This is a genomic window from Bacillus sp. FSL M8-0063 (assembly GCF_038005545.1).
Lineage (GTDB): Bacteria > Bacillota > Bacilli > Bacillales > Bacillaceae_G > Bacillus_A > Bacillus_A wiedmannii.
Genome location: NZ_JBBOTJ010000001.1, coordinates 3,681,940 through 3,698,105, shown reverse-complemented (window position 1 = coordinate 3,698,105; position 16,166 = coordinate 3,681,940). Strand labels below are relative to the sequence as shown.

Sequence of the window (16,166 nt, the reverse complement as noted above, 5' to 3'; positions counted from 1 at the left end):
ATGACATTGTGTCATCCTTTTTTTATACTAACTTTAAATACGTTTATACATATAGGAGCAGTGCTATGTTCAAAATTGGATACCGTACAGTAAAAACAGCAATAGGGACAGGCGCAGCAGTTTTTATTGCACAGTTATTAGGATTAGAATTTTATAGTTCAGCGGGCATTTTAGTTATATTATGTGTACAAAATACGAAACGTAAATCACTTCAAGTGTCGTTACATCGTTTTTTAGCTTGTGTATTATCAATGGTATTCGCGTTTTGTATTTTTGAAACAATTGGATATACACCACTTGCAATTAGTATATTATTACTTACATTTATTCCGACTGCAGTTATGCTTAAAATTCAAGAAGGTATTGTCACGAGTTCAGTTATTGTGATGCATCTATATTCATTGAAACAAATTACATGGCTTATTGTTGGGAATGAAATTGCGATATTAACGATAGGAATTAGCGTGGCTTTATTAGTGAATATGTATATGCCAAGTAGTGAAAATAAGCTAAAAGAGTATCAAGATACAATAGAAAGTAATTTTAAAACAATTTTGTTTGAAATGGTCGTGTATTTACGAAACAGAGAAAGTAGCTGGAGCGGGGCAGAACTTATTGAAACTGAAAATATGCTAAATGAAGCAAGGGATTTATCGTTTAAGAAACTTGAGAATGCATTTATGCGAGAAGATGGCTATTACTATCGTTATTTTAATATGCGCATGCAACAATTCGAAATTTTAGAACGGATGATACCATTAGCAGCTTCTTTATCATGGACATATGAACAAGCTGATATGATTGCGGATGTGGTTGAAAACATTGGAAATGCTATTAGCCCTGAGAGTACTGGGGTTATTTCCTTAAGACAGCTTCAAGAAATGAGAGAATTATTTAGAGACATGCCATTGCCCGTTACACGTGAAGAATTTGAGATACGTGCGAAGCTTGTTCAACTGGTGTATGAAATGGAACAATATTTACTCATTAAAAGTCGTTTTAAGGGAAAGGATAATATAAAAGAACTTATATAGAAGGTAGGAATTATTATGCCGTATCTTCTCTCTTTCATATTATGTCTTTCTTTATCGCCTATTTGGCCTCTTGGTGATAATCCACGTGCCGGAGATCCTTTTATTATTGTAAATAAAGCGACGAATAAACTAGCTTATATTGACGATGGAAAGATTCAAAAGGTTTTTCCAGTAGCGACAGGGAAAACAAATGAATTAACTCCAGAGGGAACTTTTGATGTTGTAATGAAAGCGAAGGATCCGTATTATATTGCGAAGGATATTCCAGGTGGGTCACCGAAAAATCCACTTGGATCAAGGTGGATTGGATTTAATGCAAGAGAAACTGATGGAAGTAAATATGGAATACATGGAACAAACCAACCTAGTTCAATTGGAAAGTATATTTCACAAGGATGTATAAGAATGAAGAAAAACGATGTGGAGTATTTATTTGATCGCATTCCAATTGGAACGAAAGTATGGATTGTGAAGTCGAAAAAATCATTTCAGCAATTGGCAAAACAAAAAGGAGCCATTGCATATGAAAAAGCCAACGAAAAGGTTGGCTTTTTCTATTGTAATAAGTTGTCTTGACATGTGTACATAACCATGAGTTAATGAGAATATAGAAAGATAAAGTGAAACTTTAATCAGTGGGAGGTTTTTTACCCGCGGATTATCAGCCCTCACCAATCGGGATAAAAAATTAGATAAAGGGGTTGCTCATATGTACTTGAATCCAAAAATTTCGTATATGCAATTTTTTATGGGATTTCTATTTGTTATTACATTCATATTGGCAACTTTTAATATATGTTCTTATCTTGTAGCAATTGTTTGTATGGCATTACTCAATCTTACTTTTGTTATTGGAGCATTTCAGCAGAAACAATATACAAGTTTTATAACAGCACTTGTAATGTCATTTTCCTTTAGTATTGTAGCGATTGTGCTTTATATAAAATAAACCATCTCGATATCGAGATGGTTTATTTTATTATGTTATGTGTAAAAAGTAAAAAAAGGACGAACACATCGTCCTTTTTACCAAAACATACTTGCGCCAGCAAGTAATGTTGTTACAAGCATAGAAATTAGCATTACATAAATCACAACTTTTTGAGCTTTTTTATGCATCGTTAAACCTCCTTGCAAATCAGTACAATATCATTGTAACGAGAAATGATATTGTGGACAAGGGGAGAGAAGTGACAAAATTCGAGAAGTGCGTGTAAAGTATAACAGGAAATTTGTATGTATGTAGAGAATATATAATAATGATAGAGTATAAGTTTTTTGTTATGCAAGCTGAAGAATGGAGATACGATGATGAAAATATATGAAACAAATCGTTTACATTTAAGGGAAATTGATGAGTCGTATGCTGAAAAAGTTCTTCAATATTACGACAGAAATCGTGAATTTTTAAAAGCTTGGGAAGAGTATAGACCGGATGATTTTTTTACGTTAGATTATCAGAAGAAAAAGTTACAAAAGGATAGAAAAGAGTTTGCAGAAGGTAAAATCATCAGGCTTTGGATTTTTAAAAAGGGTGATGATACAAAAATTATTGGGTGTATCTCATTCAATCTAATCGTTCGCGGTATTTATCAATCTTGTGTGCTCGGCTATAAATTAGATAAGGCAGAATTGAATAAAGGTTACACGACAGAAGCGCTTAGGAAAGCTATTCAAGTTACTTTCGAAGAATTTCAGTTACATCGTATAGAAGCACCGATTATGCCACGAAATTTAGCATCTATACAAGTAGTGACAAAGATAGGCTTTCAATATGAGGGCGTGTCTAGGAAGATGTTAATGGTAAATGGAGTATGGGAAGATCATATGCGCTGGGTATTGTTAAATGAGTAATAGAAAGCAGATGGTTATCTAGACATATAAACCGTCTGTTTTTTGTCTTGTATTTCGAAACTTTTGCGAAATTCTGTTATAATTAATAGTGTTACATACATAATGGTAGTGCAGGAGGCGCAGTCTTATGATTAATCAAGAACGTTTAGTAAATGAATTTATGGAATTAGTACAAGTAGATTCTGAAACGAAATTTGAAGCAGAAATCTGCAAAGTATTAACAAAGAAATTTACAGATTTAGGTGTAGAAGTATTTGAAGATGACACAATGACTGTTACTGGGCATGGTGCAGGTAATTTAATTTGTACTTTACCAGCAACAAAAGATGGTGTTGATACAATTTACTTTACTTCTCATATGGATACAGTAGTTCCTGGTAATGGAATTAAGCCTTCTATTAAAGATGGATATATCGTATCAGATGGTACTACGATTTTAGGTGCGGATGATAAAGCTGGATTAGCATCAATGTTCGAAGCAATTCGTGTTTTAAAAGAGAAAAACATCCCTCATGGTAAAATTGAATTTATTATTACAGTTGGAGAAGAATCTGGTCTTGTTGGTGCAAAAGCATTAGATTGTGAGCGCATTACAGCGAAATACGGTTACGCATTAGATAGCGATGGAAAAGTTGGTGAAATCGTTGTTGCAGCTCCAACACAAGCGAAAGTGAATGCAATTATTCGTGGGAAAACAGCTCACGCTGGTGTAGCACCAGAAAAAGGTGTATCTGCAATTACTATCGCAGCGAAGGCAATTGCGAAGATGCCACTTGGTCGTATTGATTCTGAAACAACTGCAAATATTGGACGTTTTGAAGGTGGTACACAAACAAATATCGTTTGCGATCATGTACAAATCTTTGCAGAAGCGCGTTCTTTAATCAATGAGAAAATGGAAGTACAAGTTGCGAAAATGAAAGAAGCATTTGAAACAACTGCAAAAGAAATGGGCGGTCAAGCAGACGTTGAAGTAAACGTTATGTATCCAGGATTTAAATTTGCTGATGGCGATCACGTTGTAGAAGTTGCAAAACGTGCAGCTGAAAACATTGGTCGTACACCTTCTCTTCACCAAAGTGGTGGCGGAAGTGATGCAAACGTAATTGCAGGACACGGTATCCCAACAGTTAACTTAGCGGTTGGTTATGAAGAAATTCATACAACAAACGAAAAGATTCCTGTTGAAGAATTAGCGAAAACAGCAGAATTAGTTATAGCAATTATTGAAGAAGTAGCGAAGTAATGTAATAGAAAAAGCGTGTAAATCACAATTGATTTACACGCTTTTTATTTTGATTCAATTGCTTTTACAAGGCGGATCAGCCAATACAAGAAAATCCATGGCAATATATAAGTTGTTGCTATATGTACTAGGCGAGGGAAGAATCCAAACGTATTAATATTGAAAATAGGAAGCAGTAAATAATTAATGGCTATGATTAATATAATCACAAGGAACGTATAGTTGAGTTTATTAGTTGATTTCATCATAATCACCCCTTTTGTAATTTTATACATTTTATGTAAATTATATCAAATGTATAAAAGGAAAAGAACAAGTAATTATTATAACTATTATGCAAAATTTGATATAATGAAGGAACAAATGTTCTTTGAAGGGGTGAGTACTATGCGAGAAATGTATCCGAAAAATGGTCGTGTTATTTTGCATGTAGATATGAATTGTTTTTTCGCATCTGTTGAAATTGCTCATGACCCATCATTACAAGGGAAGCCGTTAGCAGTTGCTGGAAATGAAAAAGAAAGAAAAGGAATTATCATAACATGTAGTTATGAGGCGAGAGACTATGGAATACGTACAACGATGCCTCTTTGGGAAGCAAAAAGGTTATGTCCACAATTAGTTGTAATGCGTCCTAATTTTACATTATATCGTGAAGCTTCATTTCAAATGTTTCAAATCCTTTCCCGTTTTACAGAAAAAATACAACCAGTCTCAATAGATGAAGGATATTTAGATATTACAGATTGCTACGCACTCGGTTCGCCTCTTGAAATAGCAAAGATGATCCAGCAGGCGTTATTAACAGAGTTACAGCTTCCGTGTAGCATCGGAATTGCTCCTAACCTTTTCCTAGCAAAAACAGCTTCTGATATGAAAAAGCCTCTCGGTATTACTGTGCTTCGAAAACGAGATATTCCAGAAATGATTTGGCCACTTCCAGTTGAAGCGATGCATGGAATTGGAGAAAAAACAGCTGAAAAATTAAATGATATTCATATAAAAACAATTGAGCAGTTAGCAAAAGGAAACGAACATATCATTCGCGCTAAAATTGGAAAGCATGGTGTTGATTTAAAGTGGCGGGCAAAAGGTATGGATGATAGGGAAGTTGACCCGAGTCAAATGGGACAACATAAAAGTGTCGGTAATTCGATGACTTTTTCAAAGGATATGGATGAAGCGAAAGAATTACTTGATATGTTAGAACGGCTATCAAAATCAGTAAGTAAAAGATTACAAAAGCGAACTCTTGTCAGCTATAATATTCAAATTATGATTAAATATCATGATAGGCGGACAGTAACGCGGAGTAAGCAATTGAAAAATGCGATTTGGGAAGAACGAGATATTTTTCAGGCAGCCTCTCGTTTATGGAAGCAACATTGGGACGGTGATTCCGTTCGTTTATTAGGTGTTACAGCTACTGAAATAGAGTGGAAGACAGAATCGGTGAAACAATTGGATTTGTTTTCATTTGAAGAAGATGCGAAAGAAGAGCCGCTACTTGCTGTCATCGATCAAATTAATGATAAGTATGGAATGCCGATTTTACAACGAGGTAGTCAATTATTACGTAAGCAAGAAAAGTCTTTTCAGCAAAAATTAGAAAATAAGTTTATGTAGAAGGTGTCATGAAGTTGTAAATATCATGACACCTTTCATTTTTAACTTGCTTCTAAATCTAATGAAGTTTTCCAACCAGCTGCAGTAACGCCACAAAAAGTATTAGACTTACTATTCGTTGTCCCAAGTAAAAATTTTAACTTCTTCGGTATGTTTTATAACGGCTTTATCTATTAAAATTTTCACTCTTGTTTGATAGAAGCTATTAAAATAGGCAAAGTGTAATACAAGATGACATATATTACAAATCATCTTATTCAGAAATCAACAAGCAAATTAGGCCTTTAGTTGTTAGGTAAATCTAATATGTATTTTATTTTTTTACCATCTTTTTCACCTAGATATACTAATTTCGCAGGTGTATTAAGTGCAACTCCCCAACTTTCCCTCATTTTCATTGTTACAATGCCTTTATGGTTTTGTAACTTCTCCCATGAAACTATTGTTTTCTTTGTATTCTCATTAAACATTCCATTCGTCTTATTAACTCCTTTTAAGGGTGCCAATATATGCAAACCTGTAAAAATTGTTTGTTCAGTTTGCGTGTTATTTGTTGCTTCAATATCAAAAAGATAATGAATTTCTTTATTTCCATTATTATCAATTACTTGTTTCTTCTCGAAAGAATTAATGCTAAATTTAAATATATCTGTATTAAATGATTGACCTAGATTAATATTTTCTGATTTCACAATATAAGATTCATTTAAATTATTTACTACCTGATATCTCCAACATGCCCCTATTATAAAAAATGTACAAATAATCATAAAAACATATCGTTTTTTATTCATATCTTTCTCCCTCTACATCTGTGAAGATAGTGATACTTTACCATTCTCAACTAGGAATATTCTGTCTGCAATTATATTTAATGTTTCACTATCGTGACTCGCAACTAATATAGTTGTACCTTTAGACTTTAAATCTAATAAGATTTTAGTTATATCCTGAATTCCATTTTCATCTAAAGCGTTTGTTGGCTCATCTAAAATTAATAACTTAGGGCTCTCCATAATTGCTTGTGCTATACCCAATCTTTGCTTCATTCCAAGTGAATATTTTTTTACTTTTCTTGTATCTTCTGGATTTAATCCTACGAGCTCCATTGTTTCACGAATTATATTATCCGTTATTTTATTTTGAATAGAAGCTAATAGTTTTAAGTTTTTAAATCCTGTATAGTCTGGAATGAATCCTGGATATTCAATGATAATGCCTGTATTTTCAGGAAACGGATGATCAATACCAATTATTTTTCTATCTATTAATATTTCACCACTATCTATTTTCATCAACCCTAATAAAGCTCTAAAAAGCATTGTTTTACCTGAACCATTTCTCCCTTTAAAACCATAAATTTTCCCCTTTTCTAATTCGAAATTAACATCATTTAAAATAATATTGCCTTTTAGCACTTTAGAAACATATTTAGCCTCAATGTAAATCATCAGAAGTATCCTTTCTATTAACAAATTCAAATGTTTTCCCTATCCAATAACCACTTATCCATAGAAAAAAAGCGCACAAAAGAAAATAGAATATAGAAAATGTTCATTATTAACGTAAAATAAATTCTTACGGATTAACATACTATCAAACGGATTATATATAACCGGCATAAATATAGTCATGGTAATAATCACTATAATCACTATATATGAAATAATACTTTTTAATTTAGTAGACACAATTAAATAAACCCAAACTAATAAGGAAGATGTTATTAGTTGTAAAGTAAAGCTTTTTATAATAAAAATGGTTTCTTTAAAATAATTATAAATTGTAGGATTGACCTTCTCTGTATATATTCCCCAGTCAAATTGATAAGAACAAAAAATGCCTCCCCAGAAGAACACGGCAATATAAAATAATAAAGTTATACAAATAGTTAATATACATGTACTAATAAATTTGCTAAACAATACTTGATACCTAGACACTTTCCTCGTTAAAAGATACGGTGTCTGTTGTATAAAATCAGCTCTTACATACGTACCTAATATAAAACAATAAGATAATTGTAATATAAGCCATGTTACAGGAAGCTGAAATCGCCCCATTTCAACTTCTTTAAAAGATATTCCTTTTAGCAGTTCATACAAGACATCAAGAATTGTTATAGAATTTGAAGGAAGTTCTCTATACTCGGCTGATTGCTTTAATAAAAATACTTCTCCCACCACCAACACACTATAAACAATAAATGATATTATAAATCTTAATTTCATACTATGACTGCTTAATATTAAATCCCTTTTTACCAATTTATAAAAAACACTATTTTTCATCGTAATTAATCACTTCCGTTATATAAGTCCATCCGATGTAAACAAATATTCAATATAGCAAATAAAATACTAATAATCCCTAACATAAAAGCTAATTTCAGCAAGATTATATCTATTAGAAACCAGTCCTTTTCTTGAAAAATCAAACCTTTTGACCAAAATAAAGAAAAATTATATTTTTTTTCTGATAATTGATCTATCGTAATAAGAAAGTAAATAGTAAAAATACAAATAGCTTTATGTTTAACGAAAAATACTAGTATTTGTGCAAAAATACATATTGCTACAGTTACTAACCATAACGATACTATAAAATATATAATTACTAACCAATTTGAAGATGGAAGCAACCAAATCACTATTTTCTCTTTTACAATTAAAAAATTTATTCCTACAATTAACAGGTAGATACTTGAATATATAATTGCTAGACTTACAATTTTTATGATTAAATGAAAACAATATGATTGACGAGTTTTATGTCTAAAATACACATAAACATTTTTATCTGTATAATTAAATGAATAGAAAAACAGAAGCAATAATGGAAGATAACTAAATAATATTATTTTCATATCCCTTGAAGTACTAAGAAGTGAAAACAAAGAATCATTAGATAAAAAGTAAAATGATCTAATGAGGTGAATCGACACACCTACTATAAGAAATAAAATATTAATCACAAATAACCTTCGTTTTTGAAACAACTCTAATAAATACATTTTCAAAAGGCTATAAAATAACATGGCGTTTTACTCCTCTTAAAAATAAAAGTATCGATAAAATAAAAATCCCTACCAACACTAAAATAGAAACAATGATATCGGCTCCATGATATATATGAAATTCAGATAAGAAATATATAGGAGCAAGGGGCGTTGAATAAAATAAATTGATTATCATTAAAAAAAGTTGTAATAAAAAAGCACTTAATAAAGTTATAAAAGTATGCTTGGCATAAAAGGACATACTAAGAGAAAACAAAGCAAATGCTCCTCCATAAACAAAAGCAATAACTGTATATAAAATCATATGAATAAAAGGGTGAGTGAAATAAATGTTAATAAAAAAGGTTGATCGCTCGTACATCCCTATATTAGAATTTAAAACTTCATCAGGAGTTATATTTGGAAGAAACATAAATGATAAAAAAATGTTTAAAATCAATGGAATAATAACAACAAAGCCCCCGATAAGAAAGGTTTTACTAAACAGCTTAAGAAAATACATTTTATAATTACTTCGTATAATTACAAACAAAAAAGATCCATTTTTTTTATCTTCCTGAAAGAGTGATGAACTAGGTAAACTTGCAATCACTGGAAGTATAAAGAAAAATAAAAAGGAAGGTGTTACAATACTATTAATTCCCATCCAAGTTGTATATGGAGTGAAGATAACATCCCTTTTATCGGTTAGTGGAATTACATAATATAATATATATATACAAGATAAGGCTATTCCTAACATAAGTGAAAAATAAAAATTCTTATTACTCATTCTTTCGTTAAAGTAAGTACCCATGTTTCACCTCTTAAAAATTCAAATATACTCCTCGTAACACTTAAAATATGTAATGTTACGAGGAAAGGCTTACAAGAATATAAAATATCATATTTATATATAATTATTTGCGGATACTATCTGGACTCCAAACACCTGTCGCTGTGCCCTCAGCCCATCTTCTAGTATCAATTTTAACCTTGATACCAGAATTAAATTTCTCAACTGCCAAATTGTATAAGAATTCTTCTTGACCATCACGCATTATGTACGTATGACCATCAGAAACATCTGTACCATCTTTTAATGCAGCCCAGGCATTGAAATATCCATCTAATCCTGACATGTCGTCTACCCTCATATAATAAGCTGTTTTATTATATGAGGGTCGAGATGGCGTTTCATCATTAGGACTGTAAACACGATATACATTTGACCAGTCGCTGTTTTCATGATTAGATTTTGCTGCTGCTGATGCTGCAAAGCTTGATAAGGCTATTCCTGCTGTTAAAGTCAGAACCGCTATTTTTTTCATTTATTCTCCTCCTATTTTTTTACTTGTAAGCCCTTAAAAAATATAACACACTATTTAAATTTTAATATATAGATTTTATAATATTAATATTTCTTTAATGTTAACTATAACTTCTTAACAAATATCTTGTAAAACATATCATTACACAAAGCTTTTCAACTAATAACAACTGTTTTATATCTAGATATTAAATAAAAATAAGCTATTTACAAAAAGTTACAGTATAGTTACTTCAATTGCACTACAAGCAAAAGAATTATTTAATAACTCAAGTGAAAAGATAGTTTTAGATGAGTTTGATCAAAGTATGTATACAAATTTTTGGACGGAATATGAAGATGTGCTAAATATGTATAAATAAAAAAGCACTGTAACCAGTGCTTTTTTATTTATAGATTATGAGATTGTAGCATTTTCAAAAATAACAATTTCTGAGCTGTTTGTTGTTGAAACGCGTTGTGCGTAATATGTTAAAGCTGAAGAAATATATGTTGGTAATGAATCATTTGTATGTGTTGTTGTATATTCATGGATTAATTCTTTCAAAGTCGTCCATTCTAATTGTGCTGGGTGATCAGACACGAAAGAACTTACCCAGCGATCAAATGAAGATGAAAAATCAGTTTGTAAACGAAATGCTTCTTTCATAATAAAACGCTCCCTTAAAATGTAGTATAATCATTTTAACATAAAACACGAACGATTACTAAGTTTTTTGAGTATAATGTTCGTGTTATATAGTTGTCTAGATGATTGGTTATGTAAATTCGATTTGCCATTTGAAATAACATTCCGTAAGATGAAAGGTAGATTATATAAAGAGCTGGAGGAAAGAAAGTGGAATTTGTATTTTTAGGAACTGGTGCAGGTGTTCCTTCGAAAGGAAGGAACGTTTCGGCAATTGCTTTGCAATTGTTAGAAGAACGAGGACAGACTTGGTTATTTGATTGTGGCGAGGCGACGCAACATCAAATATTACATACATCAGTACGCCCACGCCGCATTGAAAAAATATTTATTACGCATTTACATGGTGATCATATTTTTGGATTGCCAGGTTTATTAGGAAGCCGTTCGTTTCAAGGAGGGACTACACCTTTAACTGTGTATGGACCAAAAGGAATTAAACAATTTATTGAAGTGGCATTATCAGTAAGTACCACACATGTAAAATATCCACTTGAAATTGTGGAGATAACAGAAGAAGGTACTGTATTTGAAGATCATGAATTTCACGTGGAAACGAAAAGATTGTCACATGGTATTGAATGTTTTGGGTATCGTATTGTAGAGAAAGATATACAAGGTGCTCTTTTAGTCGATAAATTGCTGGAGATGGGTGTGAAACCCGGTCCACTTTTTAAACGTTTAAAAGATGGAGAAATAGTTGAATTAGAAGATGGTACGATACTAAATGGAAAAGATTTTATTGGTTCGCCTCAAAAGGGAAGAATTATTACCATTTTAGGTGATACAAGGTATTGTGAAGCGAGTAGAGAGCTGGCACAAGACGCTGACGTACTTGTTCATGAGGCAACTTTTGCAGCAGAAGATGAACAACAAGCGTATGATTATTTTCATTCCACATCTAAGCAAGCTGCGAGTATTGCACTTCAGGCAAATGCAAAACGATTAATATTGACTCATATTAGTTCTCGTTATCAAGGGGATACATATAAGGAATTATGGAAAGAGGCAAGAGAGCTATTTTCTAATACAGAAATAGCTACGGACTTGAAAATATTTCCGGTAGAAAGATAATAATGGTGTGAAAAAATGGTGACGAAAGGTTGCCATTTTTTTATTTCTAAAAAAAATTTAAAATAAAACTGTTATCATTTTATGTTTATATTGGATGAAACAGAAAGTTTTAATGATGTGAAGAGATAGGATAAAAATACATAGTACCGATTGTTTAGAAAAACTGTTATATAAGTCAGACGACATACGAGTGGTACAAATAGCAAAAACAGATCGTTATTCAGAACTTTTAAAATTCATTAAAAGTAAGCGTTTTATTAAAAACGAGCTATAATGAGGGCAGATCAAAATTTATTGTAGGCTACATGCGTTTTAGGCATTTGTCGTAATAAGTGAAGTTGACTAAATTGTGAGAGAGCAACATGGAATTTATAATAGGAAAGATATTACTATTATTTATATGAAGTCTTTTTTTACTTTTTAGCCTTAAAGCACGAAAAGGTATGAAAGCAATGGGCGTTTCACTTGTTATGCTATCCTTGTAAGGGGTTCTGTGTTAAACTTTGGATTGCTACAAGACTTTATTGTGGATTAGCTTATATTATTTTTAAATGAAGGTAATGCTAAGTTTCTTATTTATTATGATAATTGGTATTATTTCAGGATATATTGTTTCACTGTTATTCAAAAACTATCCAATTCGTATAGCGGAACAAATTCGTCGTACAACTGGAAAAGCAACCGATTCGGTAGCTTAATAGAATAGTAAAAAATTTTTGCATAGAGGTTTAGGGGGAGTTATGATGAAGTATCGCTCAGTATTTGATATTATTGGTCCAGTTATGATTGGTCCATCAAGTTCACATACAGCAGGCGCAGCAAGAATGGGGCAAGTTGCTCGCCAGCTGTTTCGTCATGAACCAGAAAGAGTAAGCATTTCATTATATGGATCATTTGCAAAGACGTATCGAGGGCATGGTACGGATGTAGCATTGATCGGTGGAATATTAGGGTTTGAAACAGATGACTTACGTATTCCAGAGGCGCTAGACATAGCAAAAGAGCGCAAAATCGAAGTAGAATTTATTGAAGAAGATGCAAATGCACCTCACCCAAATACAGCGAGAATTCGTTTGTATAAAGGTGAAGAAGAAATTGAAGTTGTTGCTTGCTCAATTGGTGGCGGTAAAATTGAAGTTGTAGAATTAAACGGATTCGATCTTCAATTAACAGGCACGAGTCCAGCACTACTTATTGTAAATAACGATCGCTTCGGTGCTATTGCAGCAGTAGCTTCAATCCTTGCGAAACATGAAATTAACATTAGTACAATGAGTGTTTCTCGTAAAGAAAAAGGAAGAAGAGCGCTTATGGTTATCGAAACAGATGAATTATTAGCAGATGAAGTGATTGAAGAAATAAACGCGCAACAAAATATTTGTCAAGTAACTATTATGGAATAATTGCAGGGGGGACACACCATGTTTCGGAACGCAACGGAACTAGTGGCGCAAGCTAAAGAACAAAATGTAAAGATCGCAGAAATTATGATTCAATGTGAAATGAAAACAAGAAATATTTCACGTGAAGAAGTAATTGCTGGTATGGAAAAGAACTTAGTCGTGATGGAGCAAGCGGTAGAACGTGGTATTCGCGGAGTAAAATCACCAACTGGTTTAACTGGCGGAGATGCTGTAAAAGTTCAGGCGTATATGAATAGCGGAAAAGGCTTATCTGGAGATACGATTTTGGATGCGGTGAGTAAAGCTGTTGCAACAAATGAAGTAAACGCAGCGATGGGAATTATTTGTGCAACACCAACAGCAGGGTCTGCTGGAACAGTGCCAGGTGTACTGTTTGCACTGCAAGAAAAATTACAGCCGACACGCGAAGAGATGATCGAATTTTTATTTACAGCAGGAGCTTTCGGTATGGTTGTTGCGAATAATGCTTGTATTTCCGGCGCGGCAGGAGGTTGCCAAGCTGAAGTAGGTTCAGCAAGTGGAATGGCAGCAGCAGCAGCAGTTGAGATGGCTGGTGGAACACAAGATCAAGCAGCTACAGCGATGGCGATTTCATTAAAGAATATGCTTGGTTTAGTATGTGATCCTGTTGCAGGGCTTGTAGAAGTACCTTGTGTAAAACGTAATGCAGCAGGAGCTGCGAATGCGATGATTTCAGCTGATTTAGCATTAGCTGGCGTAACGAGTACAATTCCATGTGATGAAGTGATTGAGGCGATGTTTAGAATCGGACAAACGATGCCAGTAGCACTTCGTGAAACAGCTGAAGGTGGACTTGCAGCAACACCAACTGGTCGCCGTCTGCAAGAAGAGATTTTTGGGAAGACTAATAACTAAACAATATATGTTAATAAAAAAATGGAGCTCAAGTAAGATTGAGCTCCATTTGTTATTTTTCTTTTGTTAGTTGTTCTAATGTTTTCCCAAGATTATGTGATCGTTGTGTAGCCTGTGTAATACAAGAAATAAGTGCTTGTTGAAATTTATGTTCTTGTAATACTTCAATGCCTGCTTCGGTCGTTCCACCAGGAGAAGTAATTTCCTTTCGCAAAACAGAAGGGTGTTTTTCACTTGCTTTTAGCATTTCAGCAGCACCAATCATCGTCTGAAGAATAAGTGACTTTGCAACATCTTCTTTTAAACCAATTGTTTTTGCGGCTTCTTCCATCGCTTCCACTACGTAATAAATATAAGCAGGCCCACTTCCAGATAATGCAGTGACAGCATGCATATCTTCTTCCTCTACAACAGAGACGAGACCGATTGTTTCAAATAAAGCTATGGCAGTCTGAATATGTTCCGCTGTTGCATGTTTTGAAGGCGAGATAGCAGTAGCTGATTTTAAAATAGCTGCAGATGTATTTGGCATCGCACGAATAATCGGAACATCTTTTTGAAGCAGGTTTCTAATCGAGTGAGTAGAAACACCTGCTAATAAGGAAATAATAAGCAGGTTATTATGTATATCTTCTTTAAAAGGAGTAAGTGCTTCTGCAACATCCTTTGGTTTCATTGCTAGAAAAAGAATAGTTGTATCAGTAAGTAGCTCTTTTTTATTATGCGTACCTTTAACGCCATATTTTTTATGTAGCTCCTGCAATCTTGTCTCGTTAGAACGATTACTTACGGTAATTTGTTCGCCTTTCACAACATTTGCATGTAACAAGCCACCAATAATAGCTTCAGCAATAGAGCCTGCACCGAGAAAGGAAATGTTTTGAATAGACATGATGTTCCTCCTTTAAATTTGGTTAGAAATTCTTATAAATGTACATACATTCGTTTTTTTATAGGAAACACCTCTTTTTATCTGAAAATAATGACAAATATATATAGAAGTTGTAAACTGAAGAAGTATTCATTTTTGAACCGGAAAGAGACAGGGGGGCTAAGCATGACGGCGATTCACCGAATGGAGATTCCTGTGCCATTTGCAGTTGAAACTGTGAATGTGTTTTTAGTTGAGGGGGAGACATTAACATTAATTGATACAGGGACGAATACAGAAGAGGCAAGAAGTGCGTTAGAAAGGCAATTAGGTACATTAGGATATGCGATAGAAGATATTAAAACAGTAGTCATTACGCATCATCATGCGGATCATTGTGGGCTTTTAAATATATTTTCTGAGAAAACGAACATTATTGGACATCCTTGGAATGAGCCTTGGATCACGCAAAATCCAGAATTTTTAAAGTGGTATCATGAGTTTTTTAGAGAGACAGCTTTGCAATTTGGTGTTCCAGCGGCATTTTTGAAAGACGAGGCGTTATTGACGACGAAGACACTTAAATATTCTTGTAATAGATCGTTAACACATACTGTGAGAGAGGGAGATCGTATTGATTCTTTACCTGGGTTTACAGTAATCGAAACACCAGGTCATGCTTCCACTCATATTTCATTATATAGAGAATCTGATGGAATATTAATTGGCGGGGATGCTCTCATTAGTCATATTTCTTCGAATCCCATATTAGAACCACCATATGAAGGACAAACAGAAAGGGCGCGCCCGTTATTACAATATAATCAGACGTTAAAGCGTTTAAGTGAAATGAATATTTCGCGCATTTTATCAGGACATGGAGAAGATGTTCTAAATGTGAAACAACTTATTGAAACGAGATTACAGAAGCAAGAAACACGTGCGTTTAAAGTGCTTGAGTTATTAAAGGAAAAACCAATGACAGCATTTGAAGTATGTGTAAAACTATTTCCGGTATTATATAAGGAGCAATTGCCGCTTACTATTTCAGAAACTGTTGGACAATTAGACTTTTTAGCATATAATCAACAAGTGATGATTGATGAATCTTCGCAACAATTGATTTATTATGCAAAGTAGGTGAC

The 16,166-nt window shown here is 33.2% G+C and carries 20 protein-coding genes and 1 pseudogene; 12 read left to right on the top strand and 9 right to left on the bottom strand.

The annotated features are described in order from the left end of the window. The first annotated feature begins 65 nt into the window (after positions 1–65). From MKX31_RS18735 to MKX31_RS18725, 3 genes are all read left to right on the top strand, one after another. Positions 66–1,034: an aromatic acid exporter family protein gene (locus tag MKX31_RS18735; RefSeq protein ID WP_000472675.1), complete on the top strand. Its 969-nt coding sequence runs from the start codon at positions 66–68 to the stop codon at positions 1,032–1,034. 15 nt (positions 1,035–1,049) lie between these two features. Further along, positions 1,050–1,610 carry a L,D-transpeptidase gene (locus tag MKX31_RS18730; RefSeq protein WP_064474843.1) on the top strand — a complete coding sequence of 187 codons (561 nt, stop codon included), beginning with the start codon at positions 1,050–1,052 and terminating at the stop codon, positions 1,608–1,610. Positions 1,611–1,743: 133 nt separating this feature from the next. After that, the gene (locus MKX31_RS18725; protein WP_000281162.1) at positions 1,744–1,983 is read left to right on the top strand and encodes a DUF3894 domain-containing protein; all 240 of its coding nucleotides are present in this window, start codon (positions 1,744–1,746) and stop codon (positions 1,981–1,983) included. Between the two features lie 77 nt (positions 1,984–2,060). Here MKX31_RS18725 and prli42 read toward each other — a convergent pair whose 3' ends face one another. Beyond that, positions 2,061–2,153 (bottom strand): stressosome-associated protein Prli42, encoded by a 93-nt coding sequence (gene prli42, locus MKX31_RS18720; RefSeq protein WP_149173444.1) that lies wholly within the window; start codon positions 2,151–2,153, stop codon positions 2,061–2,063. A gap of 189 nt (positions 2,154–2,342) precedes the next feature. On the opposite strand from prli42, the gene MKX31_RS18715 reads away from it, so the two are divergent. Then, entirely contained in the window at positions 2,343–2,888 is a 546-nt protein-coding gene (locus tag MKX31_RS18715; protein ID WP_033657628.1) for a GNAT family N-acetyltransferase, read from the top strand. A 127-nt stretch (positions 2,889–3,015) separates the two neighbouring features. Further along, positions 3,016–4,134, top strand: a complete 1,119-nt coding sequence (locus tag MKX31_RS18710; RefSeq protein WP_088048136.1) for a tripeptidase T — start codon at positions 3,016–3,018, stop codon at positions 4,132–4,134. 44 nt (positions 4,135–4,178) lie between these two features. Here MKX31_RS18710 and MKX31_RS18705 read toward each other — a convergent pair whose 3' ends face one another. Then, entirely contained in the window at positions 4,179–4,379 is a 201-nt protein-coding gene (locus MKX31_RS18705) for a hypothetical protein (protein WP_046957503.1), read from the bottom strand. A gap of 142 nt (positions 4,380–4,521) precedes the next feature. Between MKX31_RS18705 and MKX31_RS18700 the strand changes: the two genes are divergently transcribed. Then, complete coding sequence (locus MKX31_RS18700) at positions 4,522–5,760, top strand: DNA polymerase IV (protein ID WP_088048137.1); 1,239 nt, start codon at positions 4,522–4,524, stop codon at positions 5,758–5,760. Between the two features lie 284 nt (positions 5,761–6,044). Here MKX31_RS18700 and MKX31_RS18695 read toward each other — a convergent pair whose 3' ends face one another. The 5 genes from MKX31_RS18695 to MKX31_RS18675 all read right to left on the bottom strand — a co-directional run bounded on the left by MKX31_RS18695 (position 6,045) and on the right by MKX31_RS18675 (position 10,089). Continuing rightward, positions 6,045–6,554 carry a hypothetical protein gene (locus tag MKX31_RS18695; protein WP_088048138.1) on the bottom strand — a complete coding sequence of 170 codons (510 nt, stop codon included), beginning with the start codon at positions 6,552–6,554 and terminating at the stop codon, positions 6,045–6,047. A gap of 12 nt (positions 6,555–6,566) precedes the next feature. After that, on the bottom strand, positions 6,567–7,211 hold the full coding sequence (locus MKX31_RS18690) for an ATP-binding cassette domain-containing protein (protein ID WP_088048139.1): 645 nt from the start codon (positions 7,209–7,211) through the stop codon (positions 6,567–6,569). A 54-nt stretch (positions 7,212–7,265) separates the two neighbouring features. Then, positions 7,266–8,051 (bottom strand): hypothetical protein, encoded by a 786-nt coding sequence (locus MKX31_RS18685; RefSeq protein WP_262762979.1) that lies wholly within the window; start codon positions 8,049–8,051, stop codon positions 7,266–7,268. Between the two features lie 732 nt (positions 8,052–8,783). Continuing rightward, positions 8,784–9,575, bottom strand: coding sequence for a hypothetical protein (locus tag MKX31_RS18680; RefSeq protein ID WP_064474850.1), 792 nt, complete (start codon positions 9,573–9,575; stop codon positions 8,784–8,786). Between the two features lie 103 nt (positions 9,576–9,678). Continuing rightward, positions 9,679–10,089, bottom strand: a complete 411-nt coding sequence (locus tag MKX31_RS18675; protein ID WP_340981395.1) for a hypothetical protein — start codon at positions 10,087–10,089, stop codon at positions 9,679–9,681. Between the two features lie 226 nt (positions 10,090–10,315). On the opposite strand from MKX31_RS18675, the pseudogene MKX31_RS18670 reads away from it, so the two are divergent. Then, positions 10,316–10,450 (top strand): annotated as a pseudogene (locus MKX31_RS18670) (DNA polymerase IV); the annotation flags it as partial. 35 nt (positions 10,451–10,485) lie between these two features. On the opposite strand, the gene MKX31_RS18665 reads toward MKX31_RS18670, so the two are convergent. Continuing rightward, positions 10,486–10,737, bottom strand: coding sequence for a DUF3932 family protein (locus MKX31_RS18665; protein ID WP_000656495.1), 252 nt, complete (start codon positions 10,735–10,737; stop codon positions 10,486–10,488). Positions 10,738–10,926: 189 nt separating this feature from the next. Here MKX31_RS18665 and rnz point away from each other — a divergent pair, with 189 nt between their 5' ends. From rnz to sdaAA, 4 genes are all read left to right on the top strand, one after another. After that, a complete protein-coding gene (gene rnz, locus MKX31_RS18660; RefSeq protein WP_088047198.1) occupies positions 10,927–11,850 on the top strand; it encodes a ribonuclease Z in 924 nt (307 codons plus the stop codon). Between the two features lie 560 nt (positions 11,851–12,410). Then, a complete protein-coding gene (locus tag MKX31_RS18655) occupies positions 12,411–12,548 on the top strand; it encodes a hypothetical protein (protein ID WP_170968780.1) in 138 nt (45 codons plus the stop codon). Between the two features lie 45 nt (positions 12,549–12,593). Next, positions 12,594–13,253 (top strand): L-serine ammonia-lyase, iron-sulfur-dependent subunit beta, encoded by a 660-nt coding sequence (gene sdaAB / locus MKX31_RS18650; RefSeq protein WP_000877441.1) that lies wholly within the window; start codon positions 12,594–12,596, stop codon positions 13,251–13,253. 18 nt (positions 13,254–13,271) lie between these two features. Next, complete coding sequence (gene sdaAA, locus MKX31_RS18645; RefSeq protein WP_064474853.1) at positions 13,272–14,150, top strand: L-serine ammonia-lyase, iron-sulfur-dependent, subunit alpha; 879 nt, start codon at positions 13,272–13,274, stop codon at positions 14,148–14,150. Positions 14,151–14,202: 52 nt separating this feature from the next. On the opposite strand, the gene proI is transcribed toward sdaAA, so the two are convergent. Then, the gene (proI, locus tag MKX31_RS18640) at positions 14,203–15,042 is read right to left on the bottom strand and encodes a pyrroline-5-carboxylate reductase ProI (RefSeq protein WP_000027261.1); all 840 of its coding nucleotides are present in this window, start codon (positions 15,040–15,042) and stop codon (positions 14,203–14,205) included. A gap of 165 nt (positions 15,043–15,207) precedes the next feature. On the opposite strand from proI, the gene MKX31_RS18635 reads away from it, so the two are divergent. Then, a complete protein-coding gene (locus MKX31_RS18635; RefSeq protein WP_064474854.1) occupies positions 15,208–16,161 on the top strand; it encodes an MBL fold metallo-hydrolase in 954 nt (317 codons plus the stop codon). The last annotated feature ends 5 nt before the right edge of the window (positions 16,162–16,166 follow it).